This window comes from Streptomyces sp. NPDC048436, from assembly GCF_043200355.1.
Taxonomy (GTDB): Bacteria; Actinomycetota; Actinomycetes; order Streptomycetales; family Streptomycetaceae; genus Streptomyces.
The window spans coordinates 184,136-201,012 of sequence record NZ_JBICXP010000006.1; the positions used below are offsets into that span (position 1 = coordinate 184,136).

Sequence of the window (16,877 nt, forward strand, 5' to 3'; positions counted from 1 at the left end):
CGCACCGGCCGAGGTTCGGCGGCTCGCCGTCAGCCGTCGGCGGTAGCCGCGGCGGCCGACGCCCGCTGCGGCACCACCGTGTACCGGGGGTCTTCGGCGGACGCGATCCCCGCGGCGAAGACCCCGAAGCGGGTACAGACGGACCCGGCGAGCAGAGCCACACCGGACGCGACGGCCACCGGACGGCTGCGGTGGCCGAGGAGCACGGCGCCCGCCGCTCCCGCCACGGTCAGCGCCTTGGCCCAGCGCATCAGACGGCCCGCGCGGCCCTTCCGGTACGTCTCGGCCACCATGCCGAGCTCATGCTCCGCCGCCCTGGTGGCAACCTGCTCGGCGACGGCGCCGAGGACTGCCGCGCACCTCGCCGGGGAGTTCTCCCGGGTCGGGCCGAGCGCCAGGGCCATGCCCGCCGCTGCCGCGGTCGCCGACGCGCCGAACAGGTAAGGGAGTTGACGGTGCGCGCCGTGCCAGGCGGGCACCGCGGTGTTCGCCGCGAGTACCGCCGTGTACGTGGCCAGCGGCGGGCCGAGGAGCGCGGCGCCCGCGGTGGCGGCGGCCCCCACACGGGGCAGCCGGCCGGTGACCGCGCACAGGGCGGCGGCGCCCGCGGCGGGACCGTAGGCGCTCAGGAGCCAGGAGCCGACGCTCATGGGTGAGGTGGGTTTGATGACCCGCAGCATGTTCGGGAACCGGCTCGGCATGCCCAGGTCGTTGACCAGTGCGGCGGCCGACAGCGAGACCGAGGCGAGAGAGGACACCTTCAGCGCGGTGGCCGTCTTCGGACGCCCGGTGAGCTGGGCACCGGCGGCCAGGACGGAGCCCGCCCCCGCGAGCCCGCCGAGGAAGAAGTATCCGGCGATGTCCCGTGCGGCCCAGGACGGCGGCTTGATGATGGGCTTCCCGTAGTACGAGTCGAACTCGGCCCGCGGGACCATGAGTTCCTCGCCACGGCGCCCGCGCCGTCGTGTTCCGTCGGTGCTCATCGCCGGACCTTTCCCCGGGCTGCCGGAAGTGCGAAGGAGAGGGCGAAGCCGCCTGCCAGGGACAGGGCGGCGAGCCCCGCGTGTTTCCACATGGCGGGCAGATCCCGGGTGGTGACGACCGGGTCGGGCGGCAGCCCGTACACCTCGGGCCGGTCAAGGAGCAGGAAGAAGGCTCCGTCGCCGCCGACCCCGTCATCCGGATCGTGGCCGTACAGCCGTGCCTCGCTCACTCCCGCCTCGTGCAACTGGTCCACCCGCAGCGCCGCGCGCTCCCGCAGCTCGTCCAGCGGCCCGAACTGGATGGACTCGGTCGGACACGCCTTGGCGCAGGCCGGTTCCTGCCCGGCGCCGAGCCGGTCGTAGCACATGGTGCACTTGAACGCCCGCCCGTCGGAAGGACGTTGCTCGATGACGCCGTAGGGGCAGGCGGGCACGCAGTACCCGCAGCCGTTGCAGATGTCCTCCTGGACCACGACCGTCCCGAACTCGGTGCGGAAGAGCGACCCCGTGGGGCACACGTCCAGGCAGGCGGCGTGCGTGCAGTGCTTGCACACGTCGGACGACATCAGCCACCGCATGTCCTTGCCCGTGGTTTCCCCGGCCGACTGCGCCGGGGCGTCCAGCAACGGGGCATCCAACAACGGGAGTTCGGTGCGGCCTTCAGCAGCCGGAACCGCAACCGCGGGCTGCTCGATGAACGCCACATGCCGCCAGCTGGAAGCGCCGAGGCCCTGCGTGTTGTCGTAACTCATCCCGCTCAGCGAAAGACCGTCCTCCGGGATCGCGTTCCACTCCTTGCAGGCCACCTCGCAGGCCTTGCAGCCGATGCAGACGGAGGTGTCGGTGAAGAACCCCACGCGCGGCGGCGCGTCCTCGTGTCCCGCGTCGCGCGCCGGGTCCCGTTCGGGGCCGCTGAGCAGGTTCTCGCTCACTGCTTGGTCTCCGTTCCCGTCGAGTCCGTGATGCCTGCCCTGCGGCGATGGCCGGCGACGAGCCGGTGCAGCTCGGGGCCGCGGGGGCGGCGGCCCGGGATGATGTCGGCCGTCAGCGCCTTGTCCTCCTGGATATGGGAGTTGGGGTCGAGCGCGATGGCGACCAGCTCGTTCGCGGCGTCACCCTTGACGACTCCGTTCGGGCCCCAGTGGAAGGGCAGCCCGATCTGATGGACCGTACGGCCGTGCACGGTCAGCGGTTTCAGCCGCTCGGTCACCATGACCCGCGCCTCGACGGCGTTGCGCGCGGTGATGATCGTCGCCCAGCCGCCGTGCTCAAGACCGCGCTCGGCGGCCAGCTGCGGCGACAGTTCGCAGAAGAACTCCGGTTGCAGCTCGGAGAGATACGACGACCAGCGGCTCATCCCGCCCGCGGTGAAGTGTTCGGTCAGCCGATGCGTGGTGACGACGTACGGATAGACACCGGCGCCCGCCTCGTCACCGCTCGGGTGATATCGGTTGCCCTCCCGCGCGTACAACTGGCGCGCCGGGGAGCGGGACTGGGCGGGGTAGAGGAGGTTGGTGAAGGGCGAGTCCTGCGGCTCGTAGTGCGTGGGAAGCGGCCCGTCCGTGAGGCCCGCCGGCGCGTACAGCCAGCCCTTTCCGTCGGCCTGCATGATGAACGGATCGTCGCCGCGCAGGGCGTCCGGACCCTTGGCGTCTTTTGGCGGTACGTAGTCGGGGGCGCGGTCGGGCACGAAGTCCGGGACGTCGTGCCCGGTCCACTTCCGCTCGGCCTCGTCCCACCACACGTACGACTTGCGCCCGCTCCAGGGCGTGCCGTCGGGGGCGGCCGACGCGCGGTTGTAGAGGATGCGCCGGTTGGCGGGCCACGCCCAGGCCCACTCCGCGGCCACCCAGTCCTGTTCGGTGCCCGGCTTGCGCCGGGCGGCCTGGTTCACGCCGTCGGCGAAGACACCGCAGTAGATCCAGCAGCCGCAGCGCGTCGACCCGTCATCCTTCAACTCGGTGTAGGCGGACAGAGGTTGGCCGTCCTCGCCATGGCCGTTGATCTCGGCGAGCACAGCCGCCGAGACCGGCTCACGCAGAAGGCCGTCCACCGGGTAGTCCCAGGTGAGATCCTGCACAGGCCGGTCCATCGGGTCGGTGGACGAGGCCAGCTTCTCCTTGATGCGCCGGCCCAGGTGGTACATGAACCAGAGGTCGCTGCGCGCGTCGCCTTCCGGCTCGACCGCCGCGTGGTGCCACTGGACCCAGCGGTTGGTGTTGGTGAACGAGCCGGACTTCTCCGTGTGCGAGGCCGCCGGGAAGAAGAAGACCTCGGTGCCGATGTCCTCGCTGCGCATCTCACCGGTCTCGGTCTCCGGCCCGTCCTGCCACCACGTCGCCGACTCGATCAGCGAGAAGTCCCGCACGACCAGCCACTCCAACTCGGCCATGCCCAGGCGCTGCAGGCGTGTGTTGGCGGAGCCCACCGCGGGGTTCTCGCCCATCAGGAAGTAGCCCTTGCAGACGCCGTCGAGCTGGGCAAGGACCGTGTCGTACGTACTGTGCGAACCGGTCAGGCGCGGCAGGTGGTCGAAGCAGAAGTCGTTGTCGGCGGTGGCCGCGTCGCCGTAGTACGCCTTGAGCAGGCTGACGAAGTAGGAGCGCATCTCGCCCCAGAAGCCCTTGTCCGTGCGGCTCGCCGCGACGAACGCGTCCAAGTCCTCATGGGCGTGCGCGTGCGGCATCGGCAGATAGCCGGGCAGCAGATTGAACAGGGTCGGGATGTCGCTCGATCCCTGGATGGAGGCATGCCCGCGCAGCGCCTGGATGCCGCCGCCCGGACGCCCGATATTGCCGAGAAGCAGTTGCAGCACGCTCGCCGCGCGGATGTACTGCGAACCCACCGAGTGCTGCGTCCAGCCCACCGCGTAGGCGAAGGCGCTCGTGCGCTCCCGGCCCGAGTTGGCGGTGAGCGCCTCGCACACCTCAAGGAACGTCTCGCGCGGCACCCCGCAGGTCTGCTCGACCAGCTCGGGCGTGTACCGGGAGTAGTGCCGCCTGAGGATCTGATAGACGCAGCGCGGATGCCGGAGGGTCTCGTCGCGGGCCGGAGGGGTGTGCGCCTGGGGGCCGCCCGAGCCGTGTGTCTCGGCGCCGCCCGCTCCGTGGACCTTCGCCTGCGCCTCGGTGTCCTGGGCGCCTTCTGTGTCCTCGGTGTCCTCGACGCGGCGCTCGTACTGCTCGTCGACGTCGCCGGTCGGCTGCTGCACCTCCGCGCCCTCGTACTGCCAGCTCGCCGGGTCGTAGTGGTGCCGTTCCTCGTCGAGGCCGGAGAACACGCCGTCCAGGTCCTCCGTGTCGCGGAAGTCCTCAGCTACGAGCGTGGCGGCGTTCGTGTACGCGAGGACGTACTCCCGGAAGTCCTTCTCCTCGGTCAGGACGTGGTTGATGATCCCGCCGAGGAAAGCGATGTCGCTGCCCGCCCGGATGGGCACGTGCAGGTCCGCCAGCGCGCTGGTGCGCGTGAACCTCGGATCTACGTGGATGATGCGGGCGCCGCGCGCCTTGGCCTCCATCACCCACTGGAAGCCCACGGGGTGCGCCTCGGCGAAGTTCGAGCCCTGGATGACGATGCAGTCGGAGTGCTGCAGATCCTGCATGAACGTCGTGGCGCCACCACGGCCGAAGGACGCGCCGAGCCCGGCGACGGTGGAGCTGTGGCAGACCCGTGCCTGGTTCTCCACCTGGACCACGCCGAGCCCGGTCAGGAGCTTCTTGATCAGGTAGTTCTCCTCGTTGTCGAGGGTGGCGCCGCCGAGACTCGCGATGCCCAGGGTGCGGGCCGTGCGCAGCCCCTCGTGCTCCCACTCCCACGTACGGCGCCGGGTCTCGACGACCCGGTCGGCGACCATGTCCATCGCCGTCTCCAGGTCCAGCGGCTCCCAGTCGCTCGCGTACGGCCGCCGGTAGAGGACCTGATGACGGCGGCCGGAGCCGGTGGTCAGCTGGAGCGTCGCCGAGCCTTTGGGGCACAGCCTGCCGCGGCTCACGGGGGAGTCGGGGTCGCCCTCGATCTGCACCACCCGGTCGTCCTTGACGTAGACGTCCTGGCCGCAGCCGACGGCGCAGTACGGGCAGACGGACTTGACCACCCGGTCGGCGGAGTCGGTGCGCGGGCGCAGCCCCTCGGTGTGGGGCGACATGGCGGCCCGCCCCCGCCCCAGCGGGTCGGAGCCGGTGAGCTGGCGGTAGGCGGGCCAGCGGCGGATCAGCTTACGGGCGTCCATCGCTCCTCCAACTCGCTCATGGCCACGGCTGCGGCTCCTTCCCGTCCTGCGCCTGACGTCCCGCGTCGGAGGCTGAGGGCGCAGTACCCGATGGCGCCGCGGCGACACCTCGTACCAACAGAGCCTCTGTCCTTGTGAGGCCGCCTGCCACTCGTGAGATCCGGGAGCCGGTGAATGCCCATCCGCCCACGGGGGACACGGGGGGCCGTATGCCCGTCCAGCGGAATAGGAGTTCCACCATGACAAGCGCGCTCGCCCTCGTCTGTACGCTCACGCCGTCCCCCGAGCCGTCCAGCAGCCAGCTCCTCGCCGACCAGGTGCTCGCCCAACTGTCGTCCCTGGGCGTCAAGGGTGAGGCCGTCCGGGTGGTCGATCTCGACGTACGGCCTGGTGTGTCACAGGACATGGGCGGGACGGACGCCTGGCCGCAGCTGCGCGAGAAGGTCCTCGCGGCGGACATCCTGCTGCTGGCCACCCCCATCTGGCTCGGCCATCCCTCCAGCGTCTGCCAGCGTGTCCTCGAGCGGCTGAACGCGGACATCTCGGAGACCGACGAACAGGGGCGACAGCTGCCCTACGACAAGGTGGCGGCGGTCGCGGTCGTCGGCAACGAGGACGGCGCGCACCATGTGAGTGCCGGGCTCTTCCAGGGGCTCAACGACCTGGGCTTCACGCTTCCGCCCGGAGCGGTCACCTACTGGGTGGGCGAGGCTCAGCAGGGCACCGACTACCAGGACCTGGACGGCACCCCGGAGGCGGTCGCCTCGACGACCCGGACGCTGGCGGTCAACGCCGCGCATCTGGCCCGCACCCTGGCCGACTCCTCCTACCCGGGTGCCTGAGCACCTGGGCGCTTGCACACTTGGCATCGCGCGGGCCCGGCCGGTCGACGGCCGGGCCCGCGCTCAGTCAGTCTTCGGGCTCTGGCGCAGCGAGGCGCGGACCGTGAAGACATGGCCGGCCGGATCGGCGTAGCGGCGCGTCTCGTTGGGGCTGCGTTTGGCGGACGCGTCGACAGGCAAGGCGCCTTGGCCGATCAACCGCCGTTCCAGCTCGTCCATGTCCTCCATGGGCGCCAGGAAGTCGATGTGGATCTGCATGGAGTCGTCGGGCCGTGGCCAGCTGCCCGGCGTGGCGTTGAGATCACGCCTGAAGGCGATCCGGAAACCGGTGGCCGTCTCGATGTCGATGCGGTTGACCGACGCGTCATCGGAAACCGATCCGTCGAGGAACTCGCGGTAGAACTCCGAGAGTTCCTCAGGATTCGAACAGTCGAGCACGATCGCCGCTGCCTGTACCAGACTGCCCATGGCTCCTCCTATGAGGCCCGCCTCGCCGATATTGGGACACCGAGTGTCCCCGGCCCCGGGCCGCAAACGCGGTGCGTCCGGCTCCGGATCCACCGCGTGGGCCGGGCGGATTCGCGATGCATAGGTCCCGCGCTCCCGGGCACCCGGGTCCCTGACCGAGCCAGTTGACCCAAGCGTGACCAGCTGGCGGAGACCAGGGACGGGAATCTCCCTCGATATTCGACGGACGGGATCATGCCGACATCTGAGCCCACGGGCGAGAAGAGCAAGAGAGAGCGGATGACCGCTCCCGAGGCGATGCGAAGCGCCATGGAGCAGCTCGTCGCCTTGCTGCAGTGCGAGCCCGACTCGGTGTCCGCCCTGAAGACGACGGACGAGGGCTGGTACGCCGACGTGGAAGTGGTCGAAATCGAACGGGTCCCTGACACCACGAGTGTGATGGCGTCCTACCGCGTACAGCTGGACACCGAAGGTCAACTGATGAGCTATGAGCGGATTCGCCGGTACACAAGGGGACAAATCGATCGATGAGCCGGCCAGGTGGAACGGCTGCGACGGCACGGCGCGGCGCGCCAGGTGCCTCCGCCGGACCACCGGTGTCCGCAGAAACGGAAGGAAGGTCAACCGTGAGCATTGTTCAGCAACCCAGCTCCTCGGGCGGCAGTGGAGGTGGCTCCGGAAATCTCTACGACGTCCTGGAGCTGATACTCGACCGAGGACTCGTCATTGACGCCTTCGTGCGGGTGTCCCTCGTCGGCATCGAGATCCTCAAGATCGATGTCCGTGTCGTGGTGGCCAGCGTCGACACGTACCTGCGGTTCGCCGAGGCGTGCAACCGCCTCGACCTCGAATCGGGACGCAAGGCGCCCAGTCAACTCACCGACCTGGTCGGCGAGGTGACGGAAGGCGGCGCCAAAGGGAAGTCGAAAGGAGCGCTGACCGGCGCCGTCGAGGCGTTCAGCGACTCTCTCCAGCGAGGCCGTGAGGAACCCGAGAAGGAAGAGCGTCCGGCGCGCAAGTCGTCGTCCAGCAGCCGCCGTCCGTCCCGCAGCCGAGAGGAGTAGGCAGTGCCCACGTACATATACGCCATCACAGCAGCCGATCACCCGATGGAACTGGGCGGACTCAAGGGAGTGGGCGAACCGCCCACCGAACTGCGCACCGTGCGTACGCAAGCGCTGACCGCCGTGGTCAGTGACGTGCCGGAAGGACTGCGGGCCAAGCGGCGTGATCTTGTCGCCCACCAGAGCGTCCTGGAACGCCTGATGGCCGACGGTTCGGCCCTGCCGATGCGCTTCGGCCTGGTGGGCAGCGACGACAACCAGGTGCAGGTCGTGCTCGACGAGCAGCAGGACGCCTACATCGCCCGGCTGGGAGAGGTCGACGGCTGCCTCGAGTTCAATCTGAAGGCGAGCAGGGACGAGGACGACCTGCTGCACGAGATCGTCGAGGAGTCCGCCGAGGTCCGCAGGCTCAACGAACTCACCCGGCAGAACCCCGGGGCCCAGGACGAGAAGGTCGCTCTCGGCGAGCTGATCGCGCAGGAGGTCTCCGCGCGCGAGGAATCCGACGGCCAGTCGCTCGTGGAGCGCCTTGCGCCCAGCGCGGTGCGCACCGTCGTGTCCCAGCCGACCAAGGACCACTTCCTCAATGTGTCGTTCCTGGTCAAGCGGGCAGAGGCGGCGGCGTTCTCGCAGGCCCTGCACGAACTTGCCGAGGAGCGCGGCGAGGCCTACACCCTCAACGTCAACGGCCCGCTGCCGCCCTACAGCTTCGTCTGAGCGGTCACTGTCGCCTCACAGAGCGGAGACAAGCCATGGGTCTGATCACTCACATCGTGACTCTGCCCTTCGCTCCGGTGCGCGGTGCGGCGTGGGTGCTCGACCAGGTGGTGGTCACCGCCGAGCGCGAGTACTACGACCCCGGGCCGGTGCGCGAGGAACTCGCGGAACTTGAGAGGGACTTGCTGGCAGGACGTATCGAGGAGGAGGAATTCGACCGGCGTGAGGACGAACTGCTGGACAGGCTGGAGTGGCTCGAAGCCCATCAGCGCCGTCTCCAGGCCGAATCTTGATGATCGGGAGATTGAGGTGTTCGAAAGATGATGACCAACGGCAAGATAGGCGTGGCCCTTGTAGGGGGCTATCTGCTGGGACGTACCAAGAAAGCCAAGATGGCCATAGGCCTCGGCATGTTCCTGGCGGGCAAGAAACTGAATCTGGATCCCAAGCAGCTGGGACAGCTCGTCAGCAATTCCCCGGTTCTCGGGTCGCTCAACAGCCAGGTCCGCAAGGAACTTGTGGACGCGACGAAGTCCGCGGCCGTCTCGGCCGCGACCAACCGCATGTCGGGTCTGGCCGACTCGCTCAGTGAACGGACCCGGGACCTCGACGACCCGGACCGCGGCAAGGGCCGCGAGGAGCGATTCGACGACGAGGAAGACGAGGGTGACGACGGCGAGGGCGGGGCCAGGGAATCCGGCGCCGACAGCCGCGACAGCGACGAGGAGCCCGCACCGCGCCGCAAGGCGGCGGCAAGGGCGCCCGCCAAGACGGCCACCAAGTCGGCCAAGTCGGCCGGGTCGGCCGGCGGCAAGGCGGCCTCCGGTGCAGGCCGGGCCGCTTCGGGTGCCAAGAGCGCCAACTCGGCGTCGCGCAAGACCACCTCGAGCGCCAAGAAGGCCACTTCGGGGGCGGGCAGGACGGCGACGAAGGCCACGCGTGCCGCTTCGAACCGAGGGGGCCGCAATGCCTGACTCCGCACTCGGGAGCATGAAGAACGAGGTGACCAAGAGCCCGGCTGCCGAGCAGCTGAAGGAGGAGTTCCAGAACTACCTCACGGCTCGCGCACAGCACGCCGTCACCAACCTGGGAGCCAGGCTGGGCGACAGCGTCGCGAAGCTCGGCGAACCGGGACAGGGCGCGGGCGGCCTGGTGAAGGGCCTCACGAAGGGCGGCCAGGCACTCAGCGAGGGCAAGTCGCCCGGGCAGGCGGCCTTCGCCGCCGGAACCTCGCACCTCAAGGACACCCTGAAGAACAAGGTCAAGGGAATGTTCGGGAAGGGACGCAAGAGCGGCGGCGGCAAGTCCAAGAGCGTGACCATCGTCGAGGACATCGATGTCGGTGTGCCGGTGCGCGAGGCCTACGACCAGTGGACGCAGTTCCAGGAGTTCAGCACCTTCTCCAAGGGTGTGGTGAGCGTCGAGAAGTCGGACGACACCAGCAGCAACTGGAAGGTGAAGGTCGCCAAGTCCACGCGCAGTTGGAAGGCGAACGTCACCGAGCAGGTGCCGGACGAGCGGATCACGTGGACCACCGAGGGCGCCAAGGGAACGGTCAAGGGTGTGGTGACGTTCCATCGCCTCACCGGTGACCTGACACGGGTCCTGCTGGTCCTTGAGTACTTCCCCAAGGGTCTGTTCGAGAAGACCGGCAACATCTGGCGGGCGCAGGGCCGCCGGGCCCGGCTCGACCTCAAGCTCTACCGCAAGTTCATCATGATGCGCGGCGAAGCCACCGACGGCTGGCGGGGCGAGATCCGGGACGGCGAGGTCGTGGTCGAACACGACGACGCCGTCGAGGAGGAGGAGCGCGAGCGCGCCGAGGGCGAGTACGGCGAAGTAGAGGACGAGAACGAGAACGAACCCGAGGGTGAGCTGGAGGAGGACGAGGAGAACGAGGAGAACGAGGACGACCAGCGGGACGAGCGCGACGAACTGGACGAGCCGGAAGAGCGGGAAGAGCCGGAAGAAGCCGAAGAGTACGACGACGCTCGCGACGAGGCCGCTCCTGACGAGGAGAAGGAGGACCTGGAGAAGCAGGACCTCTACGACGAGGACGACGAGGGCGACGAACCCGACCGGGACGAGCCGGACCGGGACGAGCCCGCGGCCGACGGCCGTGACGAGCCCGAAGCAGAGGACGACGGTCACTACGACGAGGACGAACGTCCGGCTCGGCGCTCCCGGCGGCGTGCCGCCCCGGCCCGCCGCTGACGTCACATGATCTGCAGACAAGGGTGATCAGACATGTCCGATTCACTGGCCGGCCGTGTCGGTCCCTCGTCCGGGGTGTCCCGGTACGGCCCCCAGCAAGGGTCCTCCGCCAACTTGGCCGACATCCTGGAACGCGTCCTGGACAAGGGCGTCGTGATCGCGGGTGACATCCAGATCAACCTCCTCGACATCGAGCTCCTGACCATCAAGATCCGGCTCCTCGTCGCCTCCGTGGACAAGGCGAAGGAGATGGGGATCGACTGGTGGGAGCACGACCCCTCCCTGTCCTCGCGGGCGCACTCGGACCGGCAAGTCGCTCCGGCGGCGCCCGCACGGGACGAGGTGGAGGCGGAGAACTCCAGGCTGCGTGCCGAGATCGCCGAACTGCGTGCCGCGGTCGAGGACAGTGCGGACAGTAAGGAGAAGAAGTGAGCGCCGACGGCCCGTCCGAGGTCGACAGGTCCCCCGTGGCCGAGTCCCGCATCGCATGGGGCAGCACGGCAGGGATCACGTACGTGTACGCCATCGGACGGGCCGGCGCGCCCCTCGACGCCGCCGCCGCCAAGGCGGCGGGGCTGGAAGAGGGGCAGGTGCGAACGGTGGAGGAGGGCGGCCTCGCGGCGCTCGTGTCCACCGTGCCGGAGGCGATGTACGGCGCCGAGGGCATGCAGGCGCAGATGGAGGACCTCAGCCAACTCGAAGCGACCGTCCGCAGGCACCACGCCGTGGTGGAGACCGCGTACGAGAGCACGGGCGTACTCCCGATGCGGCTGGCCACGGTGTACCTCGACGACGCGGGGGTCGTGGCGATGCTCCGCGAGCGCGCGGGGGAGTTCACCGAACTCCTGGCGTGGCTCGACGGTCACATCGAACTCGGCGTCAAGGTGTACGCCGACCCGCGGGAAGCGCGTGAAGCCGCCGCCGAGCCCGCCGTCGACGACGCAGCGTCGGACAGCCCGGGGCGTGCCTATCTTCAGCGGCGCCGGGCGCAGAGGCGTACGCATCGCGACGCGTACCGAGCGGCGGGGGTGGTGGCCGCCCAGGTGGTCGACCGTGTCACCGAACTGGCCCGCGCCCGGGTCGCGCACCGGCCACAGCAGGGCGGTCCGGACTCCGGCCCCGGCGAGAACATCGCCAACGACGCCTACTTGGTGGCGGCCGACCGCGAGGACGAGTTCCGCGCCATCCTGGCGGACCTGCCGGCCGACGCACCCGGCGTGCGCATCGAAGTCACCGGCCCATGGGCCCCGTACTCCTTCGCGACGCCTTCGTCTTCGTCGAGCGGGGGCGCGTGATGAACACCGATCTCGCGGGCGGCGGTTTCGCGGAGGAGGAAGGTCTTGCCGGCCGGCAGGTCGCGCTCATCGACCTCCTCGACCGCCTGTTGAACGGGGGAGCGGTCCTGACCGGAGACCTGGTGCTGTCCGTGGCCGACGTGGACCTGGTCCGCATCAATCTGCGCGCGGTGATCCACTCGATCACGCCCGACAGCCCGGCGCCGTGGTGAGGAGGAGAGCCAACATGACCGACGACCAGTCCGCTGAACCACCGAAGGCCGACAGGTTCGACGAGGTGGCGCAGGCGGCGGCGCGCGCCTTCGACCTGGTGCCCGCGGGGCCGGACGACAAGCCGCCGCGCGATATCGCGAGCCGCCTGAAGACCGACCCGGAAACGGTGGAGCGCGACCTCATCAAACTGGTGCTGACCATTGTCGAACTCCTGCGGCAACTGATGGAACGCACCGCCATGCACCGCGTCGACCAAGGGGACCTCAGAGAAGACCAGGAAGAACGCGTGGGAATGACCCTCATGATTCTTCAGGACCGCATGTCCGAGCTCTGCGAACGATATGGACTGACCATGAGCGACCTGAATCTGGATCTGGGGCCGCTGGGTTCTCTGCTGCCTGTTGACGACGAATGATCGAACTCGTGACGAGTGCGTGACGAGTAATCCAACTCGCCAAGTTTCACGCGGCGTTGAGTGGCTACACGGACTTTATGGCTGAAGAGAGAAGTAACTCTGACGACGGCGCCGGAAAAGCCCGGCGCTCCACGAAGGCCACCACCGCCAAGGGGCGGTCCACCGCGAGTACAGGAGCACGCAAGGTGAACACGAGCACCGCACAGAAGGCCAAGCAGGAATCCGCGAAGGCCGCTGAACAGGCGAAGAGTTCCGCCGAGGAGGCGGCGAACGCCGCCGATTCCGGGGCGCGGTCGTTCGGCGTCGCGACACAGCGTGCGAAGCAGGCGGCGGCATCGGGTCTTGAGAGCGGTGGCAAGACCGTGGTGTCGGCGGGCGGAAAGGTGGCGTCCACCGCCGTGGCCGGCTGGACCCTGGTGAAGAACCGCAAGGCCATCGCCGCCGGTGCGGCCGCGGGCCTGGTCAGCATTGTCGGCGCCTCTTTCACCGCTGGGCGCCGCACGGCGAAGGTCCAGGGCGGCCCGCTGACTCGGCTGACACATGGGCGCATCTGACGCCCGCCGCACAACGCGTAATCAAATCAGTTCAGGCGTCAGGGAGAGGGCTCAGTCCTCTCCCTGACGCCTGTATTCGATAGCCGGGCGTTAGCCGGGCGTAAAGGATTGGCCAGGGCTGTTCCGGGAACTCGTAAGCGCGAAATGAAACGACCGAGGAACGGAACTGAGGAGCAGAGATGGAGATTTCGGGTCTGATCAGCGCCATCTTGATCGGAGCTGTCATCGGGATACTCGGGCGCCTGGCTCTCCCCGGGCGGCAGCGCATCGGGATCCTCTGGACCATTGTCGTCGGCATCGCGGCGGCCTTGGTCGGCACCGCCATTGCCTCCGGTCTCGATGTGGCCGACACGGACGGCGTGGACTGGGCGGAGTGGCTCATCCAGATCGCCTTGGCCGCCCTGGGTGTCGCGGCGCTCTCCAAGGTGAAGTTGCGGCGCTGACACCACGGGTTCCGTGGCGTCCTTCGGCGCCGACGGCTGACGGAGCGCTTCAGGTCCTGGTCGAGAAGGCCCGGTCCCGGCGGGCCGATCGGCGTCGAAGAACGAGCGGGAGTACGAACCAGCACAGCACGAACCACGCCATGACACCCGCGGCGAGGACCTCCGAGAGCCAGCCCACCATGACGACGCGCAGGATGAGAAGCAGCGTGCATCCGATCGTCAGCGCGAGAAGGACGAGACCGCACATCATGAGGCGCGCGGCGACCTCGACCATCTCGTCCTTCATGCGCTGTCCCGAGAGGAAGCGGTGGATCGACACCGGCGCTATGAGTGCTCCGGTCGCGGAGGCGGCCAGGACGACGGTCACGATGTAGACGGCGCGGTCGAAGGAACCGAGCTCCCGGAACAGGGGAGTGAACGCGACGCTGAGCAGGAATCCGAAGAGCACCTGCACGCCTGTCTGGGCGACGCGCGTCTCCTGAAGGATCTCGTTCCAGCGCCGGTTGACGCGTTCGCTCGGGCTCTCGGGCTGATCGTCCGCGACATCACCGGACGCGCAAGTCGCCGTGCTCACCTCGGGGGTTGACACCATCTCAGCTCCTTCTCCTCGCACCTTCCCCGGATGCCCCCTCATCGCAACGGCATGCTCGTTGTCAGCGGCAAGAGAGAGCTCTACCGTCCGCGACATTCGACCTCGTCGCGTACACCCGCCTCGCCGCTGGACGAGGACAGCCGCAGGCCGTGAGTCCACGGCCTGCGGCTGTCGTCAGGATCTCGTCATCCGAACTGGCCCGGCTGGTAGTCGCCGGCGGGCTGCTGGACGATGACGTTCACGCGGTTGTAGGCGTTGATGAGGGCGACGAGCGAGACAAGCGCGGCGAGCTGGTCCTCGTCGTGGTGCTTGGCGGCGTTCGCCCACGCCTCATCCGTGACCCCACCGGCCGCGTCGGCGACGCGGGTGCCCTGCTCCGTCAGCTCCAGGGCGGCGCGCTCGGCGTCGGTGAACACCGTGGCCTCGCGCCAGGCGGCGATCAGGTTGAGGCGCGTCGAGGTCTCACCGGCGTGCGTGGCGTCCTTGGTGTGCATGTCGGTGCAGAAGCCGCAGCCGTTGATCTGGCTGGCGCGGATCTTCACCAGTTCCTGCGTGGCGTGCGGCAGCGTCGAGTCCGAGATCGCCTTGCCCGCGGAGTTGATGTAGCGCAGGAACTTGCCGGCGAGCGGGTTGCCGTAGAGGTTCAGACGAGCGTCCATGGTGATCTCCTAAGCCGTTGCTGGTGTCTACACCTCCTTGACGGAGCGGCTCGGGGAGTTGTGACAGGAAGGCGGAAAACTTTTTCGACCCGCAGAACCCCCTGCGTACGGGGACAAACATGGCGGCCCAGCCGTTGAACGGTCGACGAAGACCCCCGCGAAGAAGACCCCCGCGAAGAGGAGACAGCGTGCCCGCACCGGACGACGGCCCCCGACCGGCTCTCGTGGTGCACCGCGGCGTCGCGTCACCCCGCGCGGCCGTGCTCTTCCTCCACGGCGGTCGCTCCGAGGGGACGGAGGCGCCGCTTCCGTGGAACCTCCCCGGCGTACGCATGCGCCCGTTCGTCCGGGCCGTCGAGCGGTCCTGCCGTGGCCGGGGAGTCCTCATGGGCAGCGTCCGTTACCGCTGCCGTGGTTGGAACGGCGAACGTGAGGACGCGTTCCGGGACGCGTGGAGGGCCCTGGACGAGCTGGCCTCAAGCGCCGGCGATGTGCCCACGGTCCTGGTCGGGCACTCCATGGGCGGTCGCGCGGCGCTGCGAGCCGCCGGGCATCCACTGGTGCGGGGTGTGGTGGGGCTCGCCCCGTGGTGCCCCGAGGGAGAGCCGGTCGCACAGCTGAACGGCCGACGCCTGGTCATGCTGCACGGTGACCGGGACCGTACGACCGACCCCGGCGCCTCCCTGGCGTACGCCGCCCGAGCAGCGGAAGCAGGCGCCGAGGCGTGCGCGCTGCTCATGCCGGGCGGTGATCACGCCATGCTGCGGGGAGCGGGCGCCTGGCACCGGCTGACCGGCGAGACGGTGAGCGGACTGCTGAGGTTCGGGCCCCTCCCCGCCGAAGTCGCCGACTGCCTCACCTCGAGTTGACGGTCCTTCGTACGAGATGGACGAGGGCGCCGGCTGCAAGGACCGCGGCCCCGAGGGCGACGGAGGCCGGCGGAAGGCTGAAGGCGAGCAGCACGCAGCCAACGAGGCCGAGGACCGGGACGGCGCGCGGCGGGCGGCCCTCGGCTGGCGTCAGCGTCCACGCGGAGGCATTGGCGATGGCGTAGTAGGCGAGTACGCCGAAGGAGGAGAAACCGATCGCGCCGCGCAGGTCCGCGAAGGAGACGAGGGCCACCACGGCCGCGCCGACGGCGAGTTCGGCCCGGTGGGGGACGTTGAAGCGCGGGTGGACGGCGGCCAGCGCGTGCGGCAGGTGATGGTCACGGGCCATGGCGAGCGTGGTGCGCGAGATGCCGAGGATCAGCGCGAGCAGCGAACCGAGCGCGGCGACGGCGGCCCCGACGCGCACCACCGGCGCCAGGGCGGGAACTCCGGCCCGGCGCACCGCGTCAGCGAGCGGCGCGGTGGCATCGGCCAGACCGGCGGGTCCGAGCACGGCAAGGCCCGCGGTGGCGACGGCCGCGTACACCACCAGCGTGATGCCGAGGGCGAGGGGGATCGCGCGGGGGATGGTGCGCCGCGGGTCGCGGACCTCCTCGCCGAGCGTGGCGATGCGCGCGTACCCGGCGAAGGCGAAGAACAGCAGCCCGGCGGCCTGGAGTACGCCGCCCACGCTAGCGTCGCCCCCCGGCTCCAGCCGGGCGGCGTCGGTTTCACCGGAGGCGAAGGAGGCCGCCACGACGGCGGCGAGTACGGCGAGGACGACCGCGACGATGGCGCGGGTCAGCCAGGCGGCCTTCTGGACGCCGAAGTAGTTGACGGTGGTCAGGGCGAGTGCGGCGGCGATCGCCACCGGGCGTTCGTGGCCGGGCCAGGCGTAGGCCCCCGCGGTGAGGGCCATGGCAGCGCAGGACGCGGTCTTGCCGATGACGAAGCCCCAGCCCGCGAGATACCCCCAGAAGTCCCCGAGCCGTTCGCGGCCGTAGACGTAGGTGCCGCCGGATGCGGGGTACCGGGCGGCGAGCCGGGCCGAGGAGGTGGCGTTGCAGTACGCGACCACCGCCGCGAGCGCGAGGCCCACGAGCAGGCCCGAGCCCGCGGCGCGCGCGGCGGGGGCGAACGCGGCGAAGATCCCCGCGCCGATCATCGACCCGAGGCCGATGACCACGGCGTCGGTCACCCCCAGCCGACGCTCCAGGCGAGGAGGGTCCGGGGTGGCGGGGGGCGTGCTCATGCGTGGCTCCTCGGCGGCGACAACGGACCCGGATTCGCGAAGACGGTAGTCGATTGCCGAGTCGCGAAA

21 protein-coding genes are annotated in these 16,877 nt (G+C 69.5%); 14 read left to right on the forward strand and 7 right to left on the reverse strand.

The window, feature by feature from the left end; genetic code table 11:
- Positions 1 to 29: 29 nt before the first annotated feature.
- The 3 genes from nrfD to fdh are packed head-to-tail and all read right to left on the reverse strand — an operon-like array spanning position 30 to position 5,211.
- The gene (gene nrfD / locus ACGFX9_RS22155) at positions 30 to 983 is read right to left on the reverse strand and encodes an NrfD/PsrC family molybdoenzyme membrane anchor subunit (RefSeq protein WP_393474480.1); all 954 of its coding nucleotides are present in this window, start codon (positions 981 to 983) and stop codon (positions 30 to 32) included.
- Positions 980 to 1,915 (reverse strand): 4Fe-4S dicluster domain-containing protein, encoded by a 936-nt coding sequence (locus ACGFX9_RS22160; RefSeq protein WP_393474483.1) that lies wholly within the window; start codon positions 1,913 to 1,915, stop codon positions 980 to 982. The genes nrfD and ACGFX9_RS22160 overlap by 4 nt, the downstream gene beginning before the upstream one ends.
- Positions 1,912 to 5,211, reverse strand: coding sequence for a formate dehydrogenase (gene fdh, locus ACGFX9_RS22165; RefSeq protein WP_393474486.1), 3,300 nt, complete (start codon positions 5,209 to 5,211; stop codon positions 1,912 to 1,914). The genes ACGFX9_RS22160 and fdh overlap by 4 nt, the downstream gene beginning before the upstream one ends.
- Positions 5,212 to 5,450: 239 nt before the next feature.
- Here fdh and ACGFX9_RS22170 point away from each other — a divergent pair, with 239 nt between their 5' ends.
- Positions 5,451 to 6,053, forward strand: coding sequence for a flavodoxin family protein (locus ACGFX9_RS22170; protein ID WP_393474489.1), 603 nt, complete (start codon positions 5,451 to 5,453; stop codon positions 6,051 to 6,053).
- 63 nt (positions 6,054 to 6,116) lie between these two features.
- Here ACGFX9_RS22170 and ACGFX9_RS22175 read toward each other — a convergent pair whose 3' ends face one another.
- On the reverse strand, positions 6,117 to 6,521 hold the full coding sequence (locus tag ACGFX9_RS22175) for a VOC family protein (RefSeq protein WP_393474492.1): 405 nt from the start codon (positions 6,519 to 6,521) through the stop codon (positions 6,117 to 6,119).
- A gap of 234 nt (positions 6,522 to 6,755) precedes the next feature.
- On the opposite strand from ACGFX9_RS22175, the gene ACGFX9_RS22180 reads away from it, so the two are divergent.
- From ACGFX9_RS22180 to ACGFX9_RS22235, 12 genes are all read left to right on the forward strand, one after another.
- Positions 6,756 to 7,052, forward strand: a complete 297-nt coding sequence (locus tag ACGFX9_RS22180) for a gas vesicle protein (RefSeq protein ID WP_393474495.1) — start codon at positions 6,756 to 6,758, stop codon at positions 7,050 to 7,052.
- A gap of 95 nt (positions 7,053 to 7,147) precedes the next feature.
- Complete coding sequence (locus ACGFX9_RS22185; RefSeq protein ID WP_393474498.1) at positions 7,148 to 7,585, forward strand: gas vesicle structural protein GvpA; 438 nt, start codon at positions 7,148 to 7,150, stop codon at positions 7,583 to 7,585.
- 3 nt (positions 7,586 to 7,588) lie between these two features.
- Complete coding sequence (locus ACGFX9_RS22190) at positions 7,589 to 8,302, forward strand: GvpL/GvpF family gas vesicle protein (protein WP_393474501.1); 714 nt, start codon at positions 7,589 to 7,591, stop codon at positions 8,300 to 8,302.
- 35 nt (positions 8,303 to 8,337) lie between these two features.
- The gene (locus ACGFX9_RS22195; protein ID WP_393474502.1) at positions 8,338 to 8,595 is read left to right on the forward strand and encodes a gas vesicle protein GvpG; all 258 of its coding nucleotides are present in this window, start codon (positions 8,338 to 8,340) and stop codon (positions 8,593 to 8,595) included.
- Between the two features lie 27 nt (positions 8,596 to 8,622).
- Positions 8,623 to 9,276, forward strand: a complete 654-nt coding sequence (locus tag ACGFX9_RS22200; RefSeq protein WP_393474504.1) for a hypothetical protein — start codon at positions 8,623 to 8,625, stop codon at positions 9,274 to 9,276.
- Positions 9,269 to 10,516, forward strand: coding sequence for an SRPBCC family protein (locus ACGFX9_RS22205; protein ID WP_393474506.1), 1,248 nt, complete (start codon positions 9,269 to 9,271; stop codon positions 10,514 to 10,516). Before ACGFX9_RS22200 ends, ACGFX9_RS22205 begins: the two co-directional genes overlap by 8 nt.
- A gap of 33 nt (positions 10,517 to 10,549) precedes the next feature.
- A complete protein-coding gene (locus ACGFX9_RS22210; RefSeq protein WP_393474509.1) occupies positions 10,550 to 10,948 on the forward strand; it encodes a gas vesicle protein in 399 nt (132 codons plus the stop codon).
- Positions 10,945 to 11,811 carry a GvpL/GvpF family gas vesicle protein gene (locus ACGFX9_RS22215; RefSeq protein ID WP_393474512.1) on the forward strand — a complete coding sequence of 289 codons (867 nt, stop codon included), beginning with the start codon at positions 10,945 to 10,947 and terminating at the stop codon, positions 11,809 to 11,811. Before ACGFX9_RS22210 ends, ACGFX9_RS22215 begins: the two co-directional genes overlap by 4 nt.
- Entirely contained in the window at positions 11,811 to 12,023 is a 213-nt protein-coding gene (locus tag ACGFX9_RS22220; RefSeq protein WP_393474515.1) for a gas vesicle protein, read from the forward strand. The genes ACGFX9_RS22215 and ACGFX9_RS22220 overlap by 1 nt, the downstream gene beginning before the upstream one ends.
- A 14-nt stretch (positions 12,024 to 12,037) precedes the next feature.
- Positions 12,038 to 12,439, forward strand: a complete 402-nt coding sequence (locus tag ACGFX9_RS22225) for a gas vesicle protein K (RefSeq protein WP_393474517.1) — start codon at positions 12,038 to 12,040, stop codon at positions 12,437 to 12,439.
- A gap of 185 nt (positions 12,440 to 12,624) precedes the next feature.
- Positions 12,625 to 12,993: a hypothetical protein gene (locus ACGFX9_RS22230; RefSeq protein WP_393474520.1), complete on the forward strand. Its 369-nt coding sequence runs from the start codon at positions 12,625 to 12,627 to the stop codon at positions 12,991 to 12,993.
- A gap of 179 nt (positions 12,994 to 13,172) precedes the next feature.
- Positions 13,173 to 13,436, forward strand: a complete 264-nt coding sequence (locus ACGFX9_RS22235; RefSeq protein ID WP_393474523.1) for a GlsB/YeaQ/YmgE family stress response membrane protein — start codon at positions 13,173 to 13,175, stop codon at positions 13,434 to 13,436.
- Between the two features lie 49 nt (positions 13,437 to 13,485).
- On the opposite strand, the gene ACGFX9_RS22240 is transcribed toward ACGFX9_RS22235, so the two are convergent.
- Together ACGFX9_RS22240 and ACGFX9_RS22245 are read right to left on the reverse strand one after the other, a co-directional pair.
- The gene (locus ACGFX9_RS22240) at positions 13,486 to 14,028 is read right to left on the reverse strand and encodes a DUF6328 family protein (RefSeq protein ID WP_393474526.1); all 543 of its coding nucleotides are present in this window, start codon (positions 14,026 to 14,028) and stop codon (positions 13,486 to 13,488) included.
- Between the two features lie 185 nt (positions 14,029 to 14,213).
- Complete coding sequence (locus tag ACGFX9_RS22245; protein ID WP_393474528.1) at positions 14,214 to 14,687, reverse strand: carboxymuconolactone decarboxylase family protein; 474 nt, start codon at positions 14,685 to 14,687, stop codon at positions 14,214 to 14,216.
- Positions 14,688 to 14,875: 188 nt separating this feature from the next.
- Here ACGFX9_RS22245 and ACGFX9_RS22250 point away from each other — a divergent pair, with 188 nt between their 5' ends.
- On the forward strand, positions 14,876 to 15,556 hold the full coding sequence (locus tag ACGFX9_RS22250; protein ID WP_393474531.1) for an alpha/beta hydrolase: 681 nt from the start codon (positions 14,876 to 14,878) through the stop codon (positions 15,554 to 15,556).
- Here the strand turns inward: ACGFX9_RS22250 and ACGFX9_RS22255 are convergent.
- A complete protein-coding gene (locus ACGFX9_RS22255) occupies positions 15,543 to 16,808 on the reverse strand; it encodes an APC family permease (RefSeq protein WP_393474534.1) in 1,266 nt (421 codons plus the stop codon). The two genes, ACGFX9_RS22250 and ACGFX9_RS22255, sit on opposite strands and share 14 nt — an antisense overlap.
- Between the last annotated feature and the right edge of the window lie 69 nt (positions 16,809 to 16,877).